Annotated in this window: 14 protein-coding genes; 9 read left to right on the plus strand and 5 right to left on the minus strand. The window is 63.4% G+C overall.

All coding sequences use genetic code 11. The features are described 5' to 3' along the window. A partial coding sequence (locus tag ACOADB_RS02650) for a hypothetical protein (RefSeq protein WP_378596362.1) occupies positions 1-552 on the minus strand: 552 nt, incomplete at its 3' end. Between the two features lie 423 nt (positions 553-975). Between ACOADB_RS02650 and ACOADB_RS02655 the strand changes: the two genes are divergently transcribed. Together ACOADB_RS02655 and ACOADB_RS02660 are read left to right on the plus strand one after the other, a co-directional pair. Continuing rightward, positions 976-1,443 (plus strand): hypothetical protein, encoded by a 468-nt coding sequence (locus tag ACOADB_RS02655; protein WP_378596363.1) that lies wholly within the window; start codon positions 976-978, stop codon positions 1,441-1,443. Positions 1,444-1,537: 94 nt separating this feature from the next. After that, a complete protein-coding gene (locus ACOADB_RS02660; RefSeq protein WP_378596364.1) occupies positions 1,538-2,134 on the plus strand; it encodes a VanZ family protein in 597 nt (198 codons plus the stop codon). A 141-nt stretch (positions 2,135-2,275) separates the two neighbouring features. Here ACOADB_RS02660 and ACOADB_RS02665 read toward each other — a convergent pair whose 3' ends face one another. After that, on the minus strand, positions 2,276-2,701 hold the full coding sequence (locus ACOADB_RS02665) for a hypothetical protein (RefSeq protein ID WP_378596365.1): 426 nt from the start codon (positions 2,699-2,701) through the stop codon (positions 2,276-2,278). Positions 2,702-2,708: 7 nt separating this feature from the next. Further along, positions 2,709-3,260, minus strand: coding sequence for a hypothetical protein (locus ACOADB_RS02670; protein WP_378596366.1), 552 nt, complete (start codon positions 3,258-3,260; stop codon positions 2,709-2,711). Between the two features lie 743 nt (positions 3,261-4,003). On the opposite strand from ACOADB_RS02670, the gene ACOADB_RS02675 reads away from it, so the two are divergent. The 5 genes from ACOADB_RS02675 to ACOADB_RS02695 all read left to right on the plus strand — a co-directional run bounded on the left by ACOADB_RS02675 (position 4,004) and on the right by ACOADB_RS02695 (position 10,567). Continuing rightward, positions 4,004-5,209, plus strand: coding sequence for a hypothetical protein (locus ACOADB_RS02675; RefSeq protein WP_378596367.1), 1,206 nt, complete (start codon positions 4,004-4,006; stop codon positions 5,207-5,209). Continuing rightward, positions 5,206-7,098, plus strand: coding sequence for a hypothetical protein (locus ACOADB_RS02680; protein WP_378596368.1), 1,893 nt, complete (start codon positions 5,206-5,208; stop codon positions 7,096-7,098). The genes ACOADB_RS02675 and ACOADB_RS02680 overlap by 4 nt, the downstream gene beginning before the upstream one ends. 621 nt (positions 7,099-7,719) lie before the next feature. Then, positions 7,720-8,607, plus strand: a complete 888-nt coding sequence (locus tag ACOADB_RS02685) for an AfsR/SARP family transcriptional regulator (protein ID WP_378596369.1) — start codon at positions 7,720-7,722, stop codon at positions 8,605-8,607. Between the two features lie 96 nt (positions 8,608-8,703). Beyond that, positions 8,704-10,143, plus strand: coding sequence for a hypothetical protein (locus ACOADB_RS02690; protein ID WP_378596370.1), 1,440 nt, complete (start codon positions 8,704-8,706; stop codon positions 10,141-10,143). Between the two features lie 19 nt (positions 10,144-10,162). Then, on the plus strand, positions 10,163-10,567 hold the full coding sequence (locus ACOADB_RS02695; protein ID WP_378596371.1) for a hypothetical protein: 405 nt from the start codon (positions 10,163-10,165) through the stop codon (positions 10,565-10,567). A gap of 1,395 nt (positions 10,568-11,962) precedes the next feature. Here ACOADB_RS02695 and ACOADB_RS02700 read toward each other — a convergent pair. Both ACOADB_RS02700 and ACOADB_RS02705 read right to left on the minus strand, forming a co-directional pair. Beyond that, a complete protein-coding gene (locus tag ACOADB_RS02700) occupies positions 11,963-12,712 on the minus strand; it encodes a hypothetical protein (protein ID WP_378596373.1) in 750 nt (249 codons plus the stop codon). A gap of 11 nt (positions 12,713-12,723) precedes the next feature. Next, entirely contained in the window at positions 12,724-13,785 is a 1,062-nt protein-coding gene (locus ACOADB_RS02705) for a hypothetical protein (RefSeq protein ID WP_378596374.1), read from the minus strand. A 347-nt stretch (positions 13,786-14,132) separates the two neighbouring features. On the opposite strand from ACOADB_RS02705, the gene ACOADB_RS02710 reads away from it, so the two are divergent. Both ACOADB_RS02710 and ACOADB_RS02715 read left to right on the plus strand, forming a co-directional pair. Further along, entirely contained in the window at positions 14,133-14,810 is a 678-nt protein-coding gene (locus tag ACOADB_RS02710; protein WP_378596375.1) for a hypothetical protein, read from the plus strand. Positions 14,811-14,813: 3 nt separating this feature from the next. Continuing rightward, a complete protein-coding gene (locus tag ACOADB_RS02715; protein ID WP_378596376.1) occupies positions 14,814-15,299 on the plus strand; it encodes a hypothetical protein in 486 nt (161 codons plus the stop codon). The last annotated feature ends 49 nt before the right edge of the window (positions 15,300-15,348 follow it).

Raw genomic sequence — 15,348 nt, forward strand, 5'->3', positions numbered from 1 at the left:
ATCTGACTCGGACGGGGACGACTGCTTCCGGGCTCTCGCCTTGTCAGTTGAGTCCCGGTCGCAAAGGGATGCTTCCGCGTCGCTGACGACTTGGGCGCCGGACTCTCCTTCAAGGAACTGAGCCAGGTTCTTCCAGTCGTCGGGTGACAGGTCGCTACAGGCCGCATGGAAGAGGTGGATCATTGCGTGTGGACAGTACGACGGGTCCTTGCCGGACTCCGCCCAGATGTCAGCGAGACTCTGAAGGACGCCGTGGCGATGCCCGTTCTCCTTTAATTTCTGACGATCCTCTGGGGAGGTTGGTCCCCAACCAAGATCGGCACCGGGTGCCCATTCCAGGAGCACGACTGCATCGTCGCGAAACTGGAGCCAACTAACCCCGGCGGCCTCCACGAAGTCAGGCCCATCGAGTCCGTCGACCTTGCGTCTCATTCGGTCAGCTGTTGCCTGGTCGACCTCGATTTCTGCCACGTGACCGTGCGTGAAGTGGATGCGGAGGGTGCCTCGGATCCACCGTTTCAGCGGCAATGGTTCGTGTACGTCGAGCGACATGGGGCCTCCAAAGGAGCGATCGGCAGTCCGTTGATTGTAGCGAAAACGCTACATTCCGTCTAGGTCAGACGGCGCGCGTACTCGGCATGGGTGTCATCCGGTTCCGGCCAACCACTCCCGGCTGACGAGGTGAGCCAACTCCGCCAGCCGGCCTAAATCCTGCCATCTCTAGTCCATCTCCAGTGGACACAGGCCACCCAGGTTCTGGGTGGGCCCAGCGAACGCGGACATGCAGTTGGGTGCCGGCCCGAGAGGCGCTCACCTCGACTGCGGAAGTCGACTCTGCGTCATCAAGTCGTCGAGTCAGCGGGTCTCGCGCCGCTCGCCCAACACCTCCGCTAGGCAAATCTAGACAGGTGATAGGTTGCCCAGATCTGTCCCGCGGGGAAGTGGGGCGGCCCCTCTAGGCAAGGATCAGACCGTATGAGCATCAAGCGGACACTTGTAGTTCCCATAGCGGCAGCGCTGATGACGCTGTTTACGTCGTTTCTGGTCGCGCCTTCAGCAATGGCCGTCGGCAGCGGCTTCGACTACTCCTTCAGCGGGTACTGCTGCATCAACTCGCGCGAGTTCGACAGTTCGAAGGAAGCGGACGTCTACATCAGCGTCCGCAACATGTATCCGTGCAACAGGCTCAGCAACACCTACGCCGGCGATGACCGGCCAGACATCAAAATGCAACTCTTCCAGGCCGACGCGTTCGATGACACCAAAATCGGAGGCGACAAGTACATCATCGACTGCGCTGGAACCGTCAAGTGGTCAATGGTCAATCAGCGTGACGATCTGTACGTCAAGATGACGCTTCTGTATCCGCACCGCGATTCGCAGAAGTACTCCTGGGACGGGTCGGTCGCCTACAACGGCCGTACCATCAGCGGCGGGTCCTAAGCACCGGTCGCAGGACCCGTCGCTTGGTCCAGTAGCCAGGTGGCGGGTCCTTGCGTTCGGACATGTGCCCGATCAGTGATCTGGAAGGACGACATTGGATCCCACGAACCTGGTCCGCGACTTTGGCGCAGACTTGGCATTGCTCGCGCTCGTTGCCGTACCGGCCGGCGCCATAGCGGTCGGGATTCGAGCTCGCTTCCTTCGGCGTGCAGGTTCGACTACGCCGCTTTGGGTCGCGTCGTCGGAAGTGCTTTTGCTGGGCTACGTTCTCGCAGTCGCTGTCGTCACCTTGACGCCCAAGGCATACGTCGACCTCCAGTATCAGCCTCGGATCGAATGGAGTCTCTGGGAGAGCGACCTCACCTACGGCCCTGAGCGCGCCCAACTCCTTGGCAACCTGCTCTTGCTGGTGCCCGTCCCGATCTTGGTGCTTGCGAGGTTCCGGCCGCGGAAGCAGATGCTTGTTGGGCTTGCCGTGTCGGCACTTGTGCCGCTAGGCATCGAGGGGGCCCAAGCATTTGCTGTCCGGGGACGGGTCGCCGCATTGGAGGACGTACTGGTGGGCGCTGCGGGCGGAGCGCTTGCGACCCTTATCGTTGTGCCCGCATCGAGACTGTTACAACGCCGTGCTAGCTCGATCAAGGGCGTAGAGCGTGATGAAGTAGACGCTTTGGACGCGATCGATTCCTGAGCTTTGTTGGGGCGAGGAAGTGCGCGAGAACTTGCCTACATGCCGCATGTCCGCTCGCATGCTGCCCATGCCGACCGCCACTCGAGCACTTTATGGATTCCTGCATTGGGTTGGGGGACTGGCGGGCGATGCGCGGCCGAGTCACACATTGCCGCCCGCCCACTCGCGTGCAAGGACCTGAGCCAGCTGCTCCAGCCCCTCCGCGGGCCTGTTTGTTCGCATCCACTCCAAAGGAGTGAGGTCGTCCAACTCGGGAGCAGGTGTCTGCAGGAACAAACCCACGGCCCATGGGTCGAACTCGCTGAGTGTCTGCAACACGGGCACCAAGTCTGGCTTCACCTCAGTGCATCCATCGGGCCGGCGGTGAAACTGGCTCACTGGGTAGACCACGACTCCGTCGGAACTCTCAAGGCCCAGGACTGATCCATCGCGGCGGCGCGACGCCAGGTCCTGCTGTGTCAGAACGCCGAGTGCGTTGCGTACTCTTGCTTCGGACCAGAACGGACCGAGCAGTTCAGCCAATTCATTGGGGGACTCCGCTGGGTTCTCGCCTGCAAGGCTGGGCATGTCAGCATCAATCCGCGGCGGGGCCAGAACCGGCACCCTTAGGTGTGTCCGTCGGTTCCTGTGCCGACCGGAGCGTGGCAATCCGCCAGCGGACGAGCTCCTTGGATGCAAGCAGAAGCCTGTGCTGCCAAGTGTCGGCGTCGTAGTCGTCCTGGAAGTGCGAGGCCGCGTCCCCGACGGCCCGGGTGAGGCTGTCGATGATCTGTTTGAGTTCGTCGGCATCCTCGCCGTTCATTACGACCTTCCGCTGAGCTGAGCCACCTTCGACGGGACTGGCATGGGCTCGTTTGGCGTCGCGGCGGCGAATCTCGTATTCCTGCTTCCGTGCCTGCTCGCGTTCTGCCTCGCAGGACTTACACATGCCGCCGGGTCGTCCAGTCCGATATCTGGAGAGCGCAGTTGGACAGCATCCGCAGTACGGCGTTCCGTCCTGGGCTGATCGCCGTTGAGGCTGGACCCTCATGTCGCGCGGGTTTGTCGGATCGCCCACAGGCTCTGACGTGGGGGAGTGCCGGTCGGGGTCGTACTCGACGCCCTCGGTGATGGCGATGTAGTTCATGGCGGGCCTTGTCGTGTGGGTGCTGCATCCATGATCACGTGAACTCGGACGGTTCGAGACCGTTTCCGTCGGTTTCCGTCGGTCTTTCCGTCGGGCGCAGTGGCACTGCAGCGGATTCCGGCAGACGTACACGCCACTCGCGGTTCTTCCAAGGGCTCCCTTGTCGCCTGCCAGCTGCGGAAACGAGGCCGCGATCGCGCTGTCCTTTGGTCGTTCTCATGTGGACCACCGGTCGCAGCCCGACTTTCCGTCGGGCTTGCCGTCGGGTCCTCGAATGCGTCTCTAACGCGCAATGTCCCGTCCGGACTGCACAGTTCTTCTCGTAGCTGCTGACGAGCGGCGAATGGCACCCAACCCGGGTAGCCGAGAGAAACGACAGGAGTGTGATTGCTTGACCCGGCAACCGGAACCCCTCATCGTCATGTGACAGATCCGCTACATCTCTGACGCAAAGAAGGGCGACCTGCGCACCAACGCAGCTCGCCCTCCCGGGACTAGAGCAGCTGCTCTCGCCCCAAGTTGCGCCCGGTCGAGAACACGACCGGAACCACCGAAACGCCCCCAAACAATCGACGAAAGAAGAACGCCTCGATGTGCACAACTCTTGCTCCCCAAAGGATGCAGGTCAACACCGACAGGACGTCCAACCCCGCGGACGTCCAGCCTCGCAAGCCTGCAACCACCCGCTGCAACGGAAGCCTCAAGGAACAGGCACTCCACCTCGGACTCGGAGGTACCTCGCGATGAGCGCCCCCGCCGACCACCAGAACAAGCCCCCACGGCGTCGACGTTCCCCCGAAGAAGTGCAACGGAGTCGAACAGAAGACCCACTGGCCTTGGAGAAGCGGAACGCCGAACTCCATCAGGCGCGCATCCGAATCGCTGCCACCGACCGAAACCCCGACGCCCGTAGCGCCTCCAACGACCTGACGGTCGAACCCAAGAGCGCTCCACGCAGCGCTGCACCGGTAGAACCGGCACCAATCGCCGACTACGCAATCTGCGGCACCCCTCCGATCAGCGACACCCAACGGCGATCCACGCTCCAAAGCACAGCGTCCAAAGGCCCCACAGCAGGACTTGCCGCCGTCAAACCGCAAGTCATTGACCTCATCCTCAAACTCGAATACCGCAGCCCCGTATCGGACCGCGCACTCCTCGCCATCGGCATCGCCTACGCCCTCTGGGCCCGCAACCGCACAGGAGATGGCGAGTTTCGACCCGACCGAGACCTGAACGAACTCATGATTCGCGACTTCCTCAAACAAGGAAAGCAAGAGGTCACCGAACGCACCCGAGGCACCTACGCCTTACAACTGCGCCGACTGCACCGACAAGGCGCCGTTCGACAGACCAAGTTCGCCCGGACCCCAGCCTCAGCGCCCTACACCTACCCCGAACGCAGCACCCTGTGGGAAGCGGCCAACGCACTCGACACCTGGCAAGGCGAAGAGGCCCGAACAATGCTGGCACTCGCGTTCGGAGCCGGCTGCATGTCCGAGGAGATCCACACCATGCGCGCCCACCAGGTCGATGCCCGGCGCGGACGGGTCGTCGTCCAGATTGCACGTAAGCACTGGGTCCGTGACGTTCCCGTCTACGGCGCAGAAGCACGCTGGCTCCTGGAGAGGAGCCGCGAAATGGCCCCAGGGCACTTCCTCTTTCGGCCCACCGTCGGGCGACGAGCCAACGCAATCTCTGACCTCGTGTGGCGACTCGCAAAGCACACCAGCGCATTCAACGACTTCAAGATCGTTCGCGCTCGGCACACCTGGATGCGTGACGCGCTCGTCGCCGGGGTCCCCTTCCCAGCCGTCGCTCAAGCGGGCGGAGTCGGCGCAGCGTCGAACCTGCTTGCCGACCTCATCCCCTACATGCCCGACCTCACGCCCATCGAGATCGTCCGTGCCTTCGACAGCACTTACGCCCACCTACAGGACGCATCATGACCATCCACCTCACGGCAACCCACACCGCCCAGTACGACACCGACGCGCACCTCAACGATGCGGACGCGATTATGAAGATCGCCAAACTGGAAGATCGACTTGCCGCCGCCGCAGGGCCTCGAACCAACAGGGGAGCGCCGCGCAAGCACGGCCAGTACACGGCCCACGGCTTTGCGTGCGCCATGTACGAACTCGTTGCCGCCGGCACCTCTTACACCTACAAGGCGATGTACGACGCACTCTGGTTCAGGTACTCCGACGAGCAAATGAACATCATCGGTCTCGGTGCCCTACGAACGCCCGACCGGCTGTTAGCCATGCGACCTGCGACCACCGACGACGCAGGCATCCGACGAGCCAAGCTCGCCAGCGAAGCCGAGTACCAGCGCATGTGGGACGCCTTCAACCACTTCTACGCGCCCATGGATGACACGCCCATCACGGCCAACCACAGCCGCAGGAACCGCCCCACTAAGGCCGATGTCGCGAAGGCAGCCCAGTCATTGGACCTCGCTCCACGGACGACCTTGAAACGCGAACTCGTCAACGCCATCATCCACGCCAGCCTGGTCCACGAGAACAACAAGCGACACCCGGGAACCAGCATCCACGACGGGCTCCTCGTTGACCATGAGGGACACATTGCTGTCGACGAAACCCACGTCGTCGTCGGGCTCGGTGACCTCGCGCCCAACATCGCACCCGGCAACTTCACCGCACGACGCCACGCCCACAGCCGACCACACAAGGGACTAGCGCCCGCCGTTGTCGGGCTCAGCCTAGGCATCGCCGCAGCGCGCGGCACCCAGCCACACGCTGTGCCAGACCTGTGTCTCGCCGCCGACATCCACCACCCGACAGGCGGTCTTTCCGACGCCGTCATCAACATCGTCGATGCCATTGAAGGCAACGGCCTACGTGCCCCGCGGCCGTCCAACCGCAAGCAGTACATCATCGTCGACGGCGGGTACAAGGGCCCCAACCTCAATCGTGATTCGCATGCTCGCTCGTACGGGCTGGTCACGACTTACGCGAAGAATCGCACCACCCTCTACGAAGTCGGAGCGGTCAAGAATGACGACGGCACCCGCACCCCCGGCGCGCTTCTCTACCGAGGATCCTGTCTATGCCCCGGTGCGAGCCGGGCCCAACTCGAACGACTCGAGCTGCAATTGCCCGGCAGCGAACCCGGATCCGAACTCACGCTCCGAACCCCTTCCGTCCAGGAACTGGCGACCCACGACGAACTCGAGCAGCGGCTCAAGGCAATGAAGATGACCACTAGCGGACGTCCCCGAGAAACCACCAACCGGAAGCGCGGTGGACAAGGCAAGCAGGCAGAACCTGCCGAACCGGTCATGCAAGTGACCGTCACCTGCCCCGCCGTCAAAGGCACTGCGCGCTGCGAAATCTTCGACGACTTCGACGATCCCGAACTCGCACACCTCCCCGCCGTACCCGACGCGCCCGTCGAACTGCCCTCCGACAAGCGCCCAGCATGCTGCAACAACGACAGCGGAGAGATGCGACTGAACATCCCACTAGACGCCTTCAAGACCTGGCAAGACTTCATGCCAGGCACCTGGGAACACGCTCACTGGTACCGAGGCCCCCGCTCAGCCAACGAGCGCTACAACTCAATCCTCAAACGACCCAACGGCGGCACAGACCTGTCGCGAGGAGCCATCGGCCCCAGGAAAGCCGCACCCTTCGCCATGCTCCTAGCAATGACCATCGCCGTCAGCAACCGAATCACCGTCGAAACCTGGTACGCCGCACTCGCGTTCAATTACGGACGCAAACCAGTACCGCCCGCCCACGCCCAGATCAAGGAGCGTGAAGCGATCCTGCGAGCCCATCGCAGCGGTCAAGTCTCACGCCAGAACTAGAGCAGACGGCCGCAGGATCACCCTCGACGAACTCCTGGAGCGCACCCTCCGCATGGAGGTGCGCGAGGCTCGGTGTCTACCGCGTTCGACGCTGCGCCACGCGGGTAAGGCGCCGGGGCATGTGCTTGACGGCAGCCGCAATTACCCGGTAGCCCGCGCCGGGAATGACACTTGGGCGACCTTCCTTGGCCGCCTCCAGGGGCGGCAGATGCGAGGTCTCGGATGTCATCCACAACCGCTCAGGGACCTGGGAGAAGATCCTCCCCCGGGCCGTTGTTGGAACTCGGTTCGAACGTACCCGGGCGTCACGATCCCGTTCGAGGACATGAAGGAGCGCCTGCTCGTCGCGGCCGCACTGGAGGACCTGAACGGATGGGGGCCGGCTGAGAAGTGCAACCGCAGCGACCTCACCCTCGTCACCGGCGTCCGCTGCCCGCCGTGTTCCCGTGGGGGCCGGTGAACTGGTCGCCGCAGCCGCGGCACCGGGCTGGTTGAGGCGGTGATTCCTGACGGGCTGACAGATTTGTTGCAAAACTTCGCTGCATCGGCACGCCGCTGGCAGACTCTGTCAACCGCAACTTGCCAGCGTGAGTGGGGCGCACCACCGTGGAAACGCAACGGATGGGGACAGCGATGCCGGGCTCGGGGATTATCCTTTGTCTGTTCGGCGTCCCGTCGATCGATCTCGGTGGCAACGCCCACCCGCTGACGTCGAGCGCGGCCCGGCTCTCGGCATACCTCGCCCTTGGGCCACGCTCGGGTCGGATCCGCTCCGTCGCCGCCGCACACCTCTACCCGGACTCCCCGCCGCCGCTGGCTCGGCGACGGCTCAACACGGCGGCCTGGCGGTTGAACAACGAGACACGAGCGGCGTACGGTGACGACCTGATCGTCACCCCGCACGGGTCGCAAACGATCGGCATCGATGATGCGGCGCGGATCACCGTCGACGTCTGGGCGTTCAGCGACCTGGTCGGCGATGTCGTGCGTTTGTCGCCGCACGCGATCACGGTCGCCGAGGTCGAACGGCTGGAGCAGGCCGTCGACCTCTATCGTGGCCGGCTCGCTCCGACCGTCGAAGACGAGTGGGTGCTCGGCGCGCGGGCCCGGGTTGAGAACCTCTACCTGATCGCTCTCAGCCACCTGGTGCGGTACTACGGCACGGTTGCCGACGTCGAGGGCATTGCGCGCTTGGGTGAGCGCGCTCTCGACGTCGAGCCGGTCCGTGAGGACATCCACCGCGCGCTGATGCGGGCCTACGCCGCCAGCGGGCGACAAGACCTGGTGGAGAGCCAGTTCGAACGTTGCCGGATCACTCTCCAGCGGGTGCTCCAGGTCGCCCCGATGCCGCAGACCGTGGAGCTCTTCCGGCGGCTGGCGGCGCCGACCGACTTCGCACGCGAGGAAGTGAACGCCTTGCTCGCCGACCTCAACCAGGCGCGGCGCGACCTGACCCGGGTCTGGGTGCGGCTGGACAGCGTCGTGGAGCGGGTCCAACACCTGCGGTGACCGCCGCGTGATCAGCGCCCCCGCGGGGTGATCCGCCGGTGATCCGGGCCGCGGAGTCTGGCCGGGCCAGCTCCTACACCCCCGAAAGGCACCGCTATGAAGCAGACCGCCGAACCCGCAGCCGCCACCCTGCTCAACACCACCGTCATCGGTCAGCCCTGGCACGGCGACTACCGTCTCGGACTCGGCGTCGACGCCGTGACCGGACAGCTCCGGGCCCGCGCTGTCGAGCCGTTCGAGGTGCAGGACGAGCCGCAAATGAGTCCGACCTACGTCTACTCCCTCATCGAGTCCGAAAGTGACGTGTCCAGCCTGGTCGCCGGGTCGGTCGAGGGCTCCTACAACATGGAGGGCATCACCGTCGGCGCGAGCACGTCGTTCCTGGACTCGCTCGCCGTCTCCGAGCTGTCGGTCACCCTGATCGCACAGATGACGGTGAACCGCAGCCAGTACTCCCTCGCGCCGCACGACCGCTACAAGCTGGCCGTCGAGCCCGGCCAAGACTTCCGGGAGAAGTACGGCGACTACTTCATCGCGGGCTACCGCTCGGCCTCGGTGCTCTACGTCCTCTACCAGTGCCACTTCCACACCGCCGAGGACCGCCGCAAGTTCAGCCTCAAGTTCTCGGCCGAAGTGCCCCAGGTCTTCACAGCCAAGGGCAGCACCGAGTTCGAGAGCGCGGCGAAGTCCTGCAACGCCACGATCAGCATCCGGATCACGGCCCACGGCGTCGATAGCGGGATCCCGACGCCGCCGTCCGAGGAGGGCTGGACCGCCGGCAACATCCTCAACATCCTGCTCCCGTGGTTCGACAAGAGCCGGTCGCTCCAGCCGCTCGAGGCCTACCTCATGCACTACCGGGTGATCGATCCGGCGCTCTCCGGCGAGGTTCCGATCAGCCCGCTCATCTTCTCCCAGCTGGCCTACCTCTACGACCGGTTCTGGCTGGCCCGCGGGCGCTGGGACACGGTGCCCGACTTCGGCCGGCCGCTCGTGGAGCAGCGCTACAAGATGTTGGAGAAGACGATCGAGGCCCAGCAGGCGGCGCTGCCCCACAACCCGGACGAGATCGAGAAGCTGACCGCCCAGACCTCCGAGTTGCTAGGCCTGTTCACCGCGATCCTCAACCGGCAAACGTTCTACTCGCAGGTGCAGGCCGCGGTCCACAACGAGCCGGAGCGGAACCAGAGGATCGACGCCGACAAGGGCACCGTTCGCTGGAGCCACGGCTACGACGCCAGCAACCTGCCGGGGGTCACCATCGCCAGCCGCGGGGACCACGTCGCCGAGGACTGGAAGATCGGCTACCGGGAGCACACCTTCAACTTCCGCGACACCACGAAGCTGATCGTCGGCTGGGACGTCGTGTGCAACTGGACCGACGGCACCGGCGGCGACTGGGAGAAGAGGTGCGACCAGATCATCGGCCAGAACGCCGGCGAGATCTGGGTCAAGAGCGACTACGACCGCGGCTATTCCTGGTCGATCGCCTGGCACTACGTCGACGCCATCGACTACCCGACCGCGATCAGCTGAGCCGGAGGGAGTACGCACCATGAGCAGGTACACCTACTTCATCGTCAGCCCCGGCTACGACGCCGGCTCGTTCATCCGCTATCCCGACGGTGCCGAGGGTTGCTACGTCAAGTTCGGCGACACCAAGGACGTCTTCGATGAGCCGGGCATCCGGGCCGCCTACATGACGCACAACCCCGACATCGGGGTGGTGGCCGTGATGGGCTCCGACCTCTACCCGGACCCGCCATACCTCGGCACTCGTCTCAAGCAGTTCATCCGTACCGAGGTCGGCATCGCGCCGGTACGCAATGGCGAGTGGTTCTCGGTGCAGACCCGGGCGATGGTCGGACTTTTCAACGCGATGCTGGCGTGGAACAACCGGCACGTGACGCCCAGCAACCTCCAAGCGCTCTATGACACCCTCTCCAGGCACCTGCGCTAGCTGGCACGCGCGTCACCACAGGGCCTGGCGGCGGTCCCTCCAGGGGGCCGCCATCTGGGCGGCGAGGGAGACCAGGGCTCCTTCTCGGCGGGGTGGGGCGGCGAGCATGATGCCGACCGGCAGTTCGTTCTGCGACCCTTTCGGAGAGCCGACCTTGGTCCGAAGCTAGTCCCGACAGGCACCCCCGGACCCGCTCGTCGCGATTGGCATTGGCGGTTGACGACGTCGCGTCGTCGCAAGGGCGCGGGCCACATGCTGTCGGGTCGAAATCCGTTCACGCATGGATTGACCGAATGCTCAGAAGCATCAGTGACCACGCCGAATACTCCACGCTTTCGAGACCTACGTGATCGAGCGGGATGTCCTTGAGAGCCGCGGCAAGCGCACCCGCAACGCCTTGGTGCACGGCAACCCGACAAGCTCACTGTCATCGAGTCTGTCCGTCCCTACGCTGAGAACCTGAGCGGATCGGCGCTGCATCTGGGGCTGGAGTCTCACGTAGATAGTGCGGTAACGGCCGACGCCACTACAGAAGGGAACAGGTGAGTACGAGGCACTGCGCGCTGAAACGGACGCCGCTTCCTACTGGCGAGACCGAGTGGATGTCAACGAGCGGTGACCAACCAGACATCGGACCGTGCCGCACTCCCGAATCCTGAATGGGGCGAAGCCGCCAGCCCGCGCAGCAACCCGAAATCACCGAGGTCTCCGACAGCTGTTCGCCCATCAGGAACCGCAGGTGTCTCGAATGCTGCCATCAGACTGGAGACGACGCGCCAGCGATTGGACCGTGCCGTCGTCGAGGGTGGAAGCCTCAGGCACCGCCCGGACCTTCGGCCGCATACACCCGGACTGAGCCGTCGATCGATACCGTTACCGCTTCGCTGACAGGTTGCTCGTTGGCTGTGAACACAGGCACAAATGGCAGGCTTTTGTCGCCGCATCCGAGCAACGAGGCCGTTCCGGCGCCGGCGCCCACCCCGGGGCCGGTACCGGACGGTGAGTCGAACCGCGCGTATGAACGCCCCCCATACTCCAGGGTGGTAGCGCACGTTTCTGCGAACTTTGCCCCGACACAGAAGGTGAGGCTCTCCAGTGCCGGGGCGCCATTACTGAGGTCAACGACATAACGGGCGCTGCTTCCCGAACCCAGGTCGACCGACACAATCTCGGATTCACCGGATCGCGTGACTTCGCCTGCCGCGATCAAGCTGCTCCACTCATCCGCGGTGTACGGGCGATCTGACATACCAACTGTTCGGTGGTCTCCGCACGATCCGTTGGAGGGTGACGGCTCCGTCCGTGGTTCACCCGAATCGGTGTCGGCCGCGCAGGCGGAAGTACCGCACACAAGGAGGGCTGTGACAGCCACCCAACGGGCCGATCGTGCTCTGATCAACAGACACCCCACGGTTGCCCCGCTGGCTGGTTGTTGGCGGCGTCGTAGGCGAGGACCCCGAGGAAGATCTTGGCGTGATCAAGATTGCCATAGACGTCGAGGCAACTCATACCCATCTTCGTCTTGAGGCGGGTCATCGCAGCCCCGAGCCCTGAGGTCCACGTCCCGTTGATAGTCAGCGACTCACCGTTCTGCCAGTTGCAGGCCATCTGCATGATGGTGACATCGCCCTTCGACGTGGTCTTCAGGCCACCCAGCGTGGACCCGTTATCGAAGTGGATGTGATCTTTGTGGTTGGCGTCGGTGAACTGGATGACGGTCTTGAAGTAGCGCCGTAGATATGCAGCGGCGGACAGGTAACGCCGCCGGTGCATCAGGCCCTGCTTCCACGACCAGTTCATGTCGACGAACCACCCGGTGCTGCCACACTGAATACGCGCCAGGTCGAGCGCTCTCCCTGTGTGATGCATGCTTGTCGTGCTTGAAGCGCAGTGTCCATACGTGCCCACGTGCCCGATCCAATCGAGTCGGCCTGCGCCAGGCACCCAGTTATAGAACATGTCGTCGTATTCGCGCGCCCAGACGTTTGCTTGATTAAAGAAGGTTGCATTGAAACGCTCGTTTGCCGCCGACGCGAACACTCCCTGCCCTCCGGAGTAGGCGGTCCTTTCGCGGAGATTGATCCTCGTCGCCCCGAGGTAGGCGCGAAACACGTCACTGGATGAGTATCGACAATAGTTGGCCATGCGACAGCTCCCTAGGCTTCCACGACGCGGAACGCATCCACGCCGTTCGTGACTGCGAACATGGTGGTCGCTCCACCACCAACGCCGACCAATCGGTCTGCTCCAGTCCAAGGCGGGTCTGCCCACTCGACCCACCCGGTTATTGGTGTCCAGCGGCGAAAGACCCCGTTGTCATGGACGATCGCCATGCTGCCGAGTGCCGTCCGCGACGATGCGACGACCTCCCCTGAAGTCGATGCAAGCGGCAGAGGAACTAATCCGAGCAGAGTCGGTGTCACCGTCCGTGACCCCGGCTCCCCTTCCTCTGCGAAAGCGAATAGCGAACCGCCGCCCGGAGGAACGACAATGTCCAAGATCGCGCTGGCGACACCGATCGGCACGCCGAGCGCTATCGATCCGTCCAGCGCCCAGAGCGCCAACCTGACCTCGACATTTTCGAGGTCCTCAGCGTCAAGAATTCCGATCAACGCCGCCGATCCTGGCAACAGCGTCTCAATGAAGATTGCCTGGTCCGCTCCAGAGACCTCCGGGCTTGGCAGCGCCGTCAACTGCCCGGTCGCCTCGGAATACTCGTAGACCCGCGGAAGCATCTTCACGACGTCGATGTTCTCGAGCGACGGCGCGTCGACGATCGTCTCCGATGCGGCGACGTCAGGCACCGTAATGCCGACCGTGCCCCGCTCAAATGAGTCCTCGCCGACAACTGTCCATTCTCCACCGAAGACTGACACCGTCTCCGATGAAGTAAGTACACCCATCGCGACAAATGAGGCTGGGAACTCTGCGAGATCGCCGGCAGCCGCAAACACTCCCGGGTCACTGCTCGGAGAAAATCTCCGCAGACCAGTCACGGCACCGTCAGAAACGACCGCGACCATGTCCTGCCCCCAGGATCCAACTGCGACGACCAAGCCCTCAGTCAGATCGAGCGGAACTTCACTCAAGGGCGAGGCGAGCGCGCTCGGACCCCTCGTCGAGTTCAGCGCGGCGAAAACCCCGGCGCCGCCTGCTGTAGCGGCCGAGACTCTGAGCAACGCCCGGCGACTTGTCACTCCCTGCATGAAGACCCCCATGGTCTTAAGAACTGCCGCTCAGTTGCGGCGGAGAGATAGACAACTTAAGGCAATAAGCACATGCCACGCCTGACTAGGAATGATCACCTAGAAGTAGTCATCTCAGACCAACCCGGAGTCGGACGTGAAGGGACCTCGACAGCGCCGGCGGCCGCCGGTGGCCGTGGCGCTCGTCGGATTGGCGTCGAGGTGATCAACCTCGGCGCCAAGGCCCACCGGGCGTGGAGTGACTAAAATTGACCATATACAGACCGTTCTAGACATGACCATGATCGAGTTGTGGCAACTAGCCCGGCGACTGGGCATCAACTCCGCCGCCATGAAACCCGGCCTTCGGAGGTTCTTGAATGAAACGGTGGATCATTGCTGTAGTAGGAGCCCTCTCTGCGGCGCCGGTCGTCTTAGTGGCGCCGAGTGCCCACGCAGACCACATCTACGAGCCGTACCCCAGGCGCGGATACGTATGGTTCGCCGCCCATCACGACCTGGCGATCGCATACGTGGCTTCGACGAGCTGCAATAACCGGGAGCTTGAGACCTATGACCTGGTAAGGCAGAGCACGGTGAACGACTTTCCCACCAGATGGCCATCGGGAATCAGGATGTCGCGACAGAACTGCACAGGTGCGGTCAACGCATCCACGGACATCAAGCTTTCCTACGAGCCCGCCAGCAACTTCATTCGAAGCAACGGCTCATCCTACGGTGGCTACAACGTGTCGAACCTGGCTCCCGCGACGTGGTGCAGGATCTGGGCGAAACCGCATCCTTGCGGCACCCATATCTCGATCGTCCATCTGAATAATTCCCGGTTCGGATCCAGTTCGACGAGCTTCGCATATCGCCGACGCCTGATCATGCACGAGACGGGCCACTCCTTTGGCCTCAGCCACCACTGCTCAGGTAACTCGATCATGAATGACGGCACATCCAGCTGCAACGGCGGCGCCTTCACAAACATCGATGGCTACCAGTCGACCGACAACAGTGGAATCCGCAAGGTCTACCCGAACTGGATGTACTGAGAGATGATCAAGTTCGTATGCACCGCAACTGTCCTGGCCTCGCTACTTCTGTCTGGCTGCGGAACAGCCGAATCGGAAGGTGACGAGAACCAGTCTGCCGAGCTGGCCTCCGGGGAGGTCCAGACCTGTCAGTCGCTTCTGGATCAGAACTGGACGGCGCCGGAGGCGGCGCCAGCAATCAATCTCGACCTCAAGACCGGGGTGGCGGAGGTGTCATTTGACGGCGAATCTGAGCCGTTGCGCCTGAACTTGGTGACAGACACCGCCTGTGCGCTCCTTAGCGACATCGGCCCCATGCTTGTAAACAGCGTCACGAGCGTGACCCAAGCTCGGGTGGAGGAATGCGTCGCAGCGGTGAACAGTCTGATTACAGGCATCATGCCGACCAAGGGCGAACTCGTCGCCGATCCTGCAGCCATGCTCGATTTCGTTCTCGCAGAATGCCCGGCTCCCATTGTGGACATCTTAAAGTTGGCGGGAATCAGTTGAGGATCCAGGCAGTAGTGCCCTTCACCTTCGCGGCCCTGATTCTGGTTGC

The organism is Nocardioides sp. CPCC 206348 (genome assembly GCF_048654705.1).
Lineage (GTDB): Bacteria > Actinomycetota > Actinomycetes > Propionibacteriales > Nocardioidaceae > Nocardioides.

What these genes read in the sequence shown, in the direction of transcription:
- ACOADB_RS02695 (WP_378596371.1), top strand. Translation starts at nt 10,163, where the DNA reads ATGAGCAGGTACACCTACTTCATCGTCAGCCCCGGCTACGACGCCGGC.
- ACOADB_RS02675 (WP_378596367.1), top strand. Translation starts at nt 4,004, where the DNA reads ATGAGCGCCCCCGCCGACCACCAGAACAAGCCCCCACGGCGTCGACGT.
- ACOADB_RS02655 (WP_378596363.1), top strand. Translation starts at nt 976, where the DNA reads ATGAGCATCAAGCGGACACTTGTAGTTCCCATAGCGGCAGCGCTGATG.
- ACOADB_RS02690 (WP_378596370.1), top strand. Translation starts at nt 8,704, where the DNA reads ATGAAGCAGACCGCCGAACCCGCAGCCGCCACCCTGCTCAACACCACC.
- ACOADB_RS02685 (WP_378596369.1), top strand. Translation starts at nt 7,720, where the DNA reads ATGGGGACAGCGATGCCGGGCTCGGGGATTATCCTTTGTCTGTTCGGC.
- ACOADB_RS02715 (WP_378596376.1), top strand. Translation starts at nt 14,814, where the DNA reads ATGATCAAGTTCGTATGCACCGCAACTGTCCTGGCCTCGCTACTTCTG.
- ACOADB_RS02710 (WP_378596375.1), top strand. Translation starts at nt 14,133, where the DNA reads ATGAAACGGTGGATCATTGCTGTAGTAGGAGCCCTCTCTGCGGCGCCG.
- ACOADB_RS02700 (WP_378596373.1), bottom strand. Translation starts at nt 12,712, where the DNA reads ATGGCCAACTATTGTCGATACTCATCCAGTGACGTGTTTCGCGCCTAC.
- ACOADB_RS02670 (WP_378596366.1), bottom strand. Translation starts at nt 3,260, where the DNA reads ATGAACTACATCGCCATCACCGAGGGCGTCGAGTACGACCCCGACCGG.
- ACOADB_RS02705 (WP_378596374.1), bottom strand. Translation starts at nt 13,785, where the DNA reads ATGGGGGTCTTCATGCAGGGAGTGACAAGTCGCCGGGCGTTGCTCAGA.
- ACOADB_RS02665 (WP_378596365.1), bottom strand. Translation starts at nt 2,701, where the DNA reads ATGCCCAGCCTTGCAGGCGAGAACCCAGCGGAGTCCCCCAATGAATTG.
- ACOADB_RS02680 (WP_378596368.1), top strand. Translation starts at nt 5,206, where the DNA reads ATGACCATCCACCTCACGGCAACCCACACCGCCCAGTACGACACCGAC.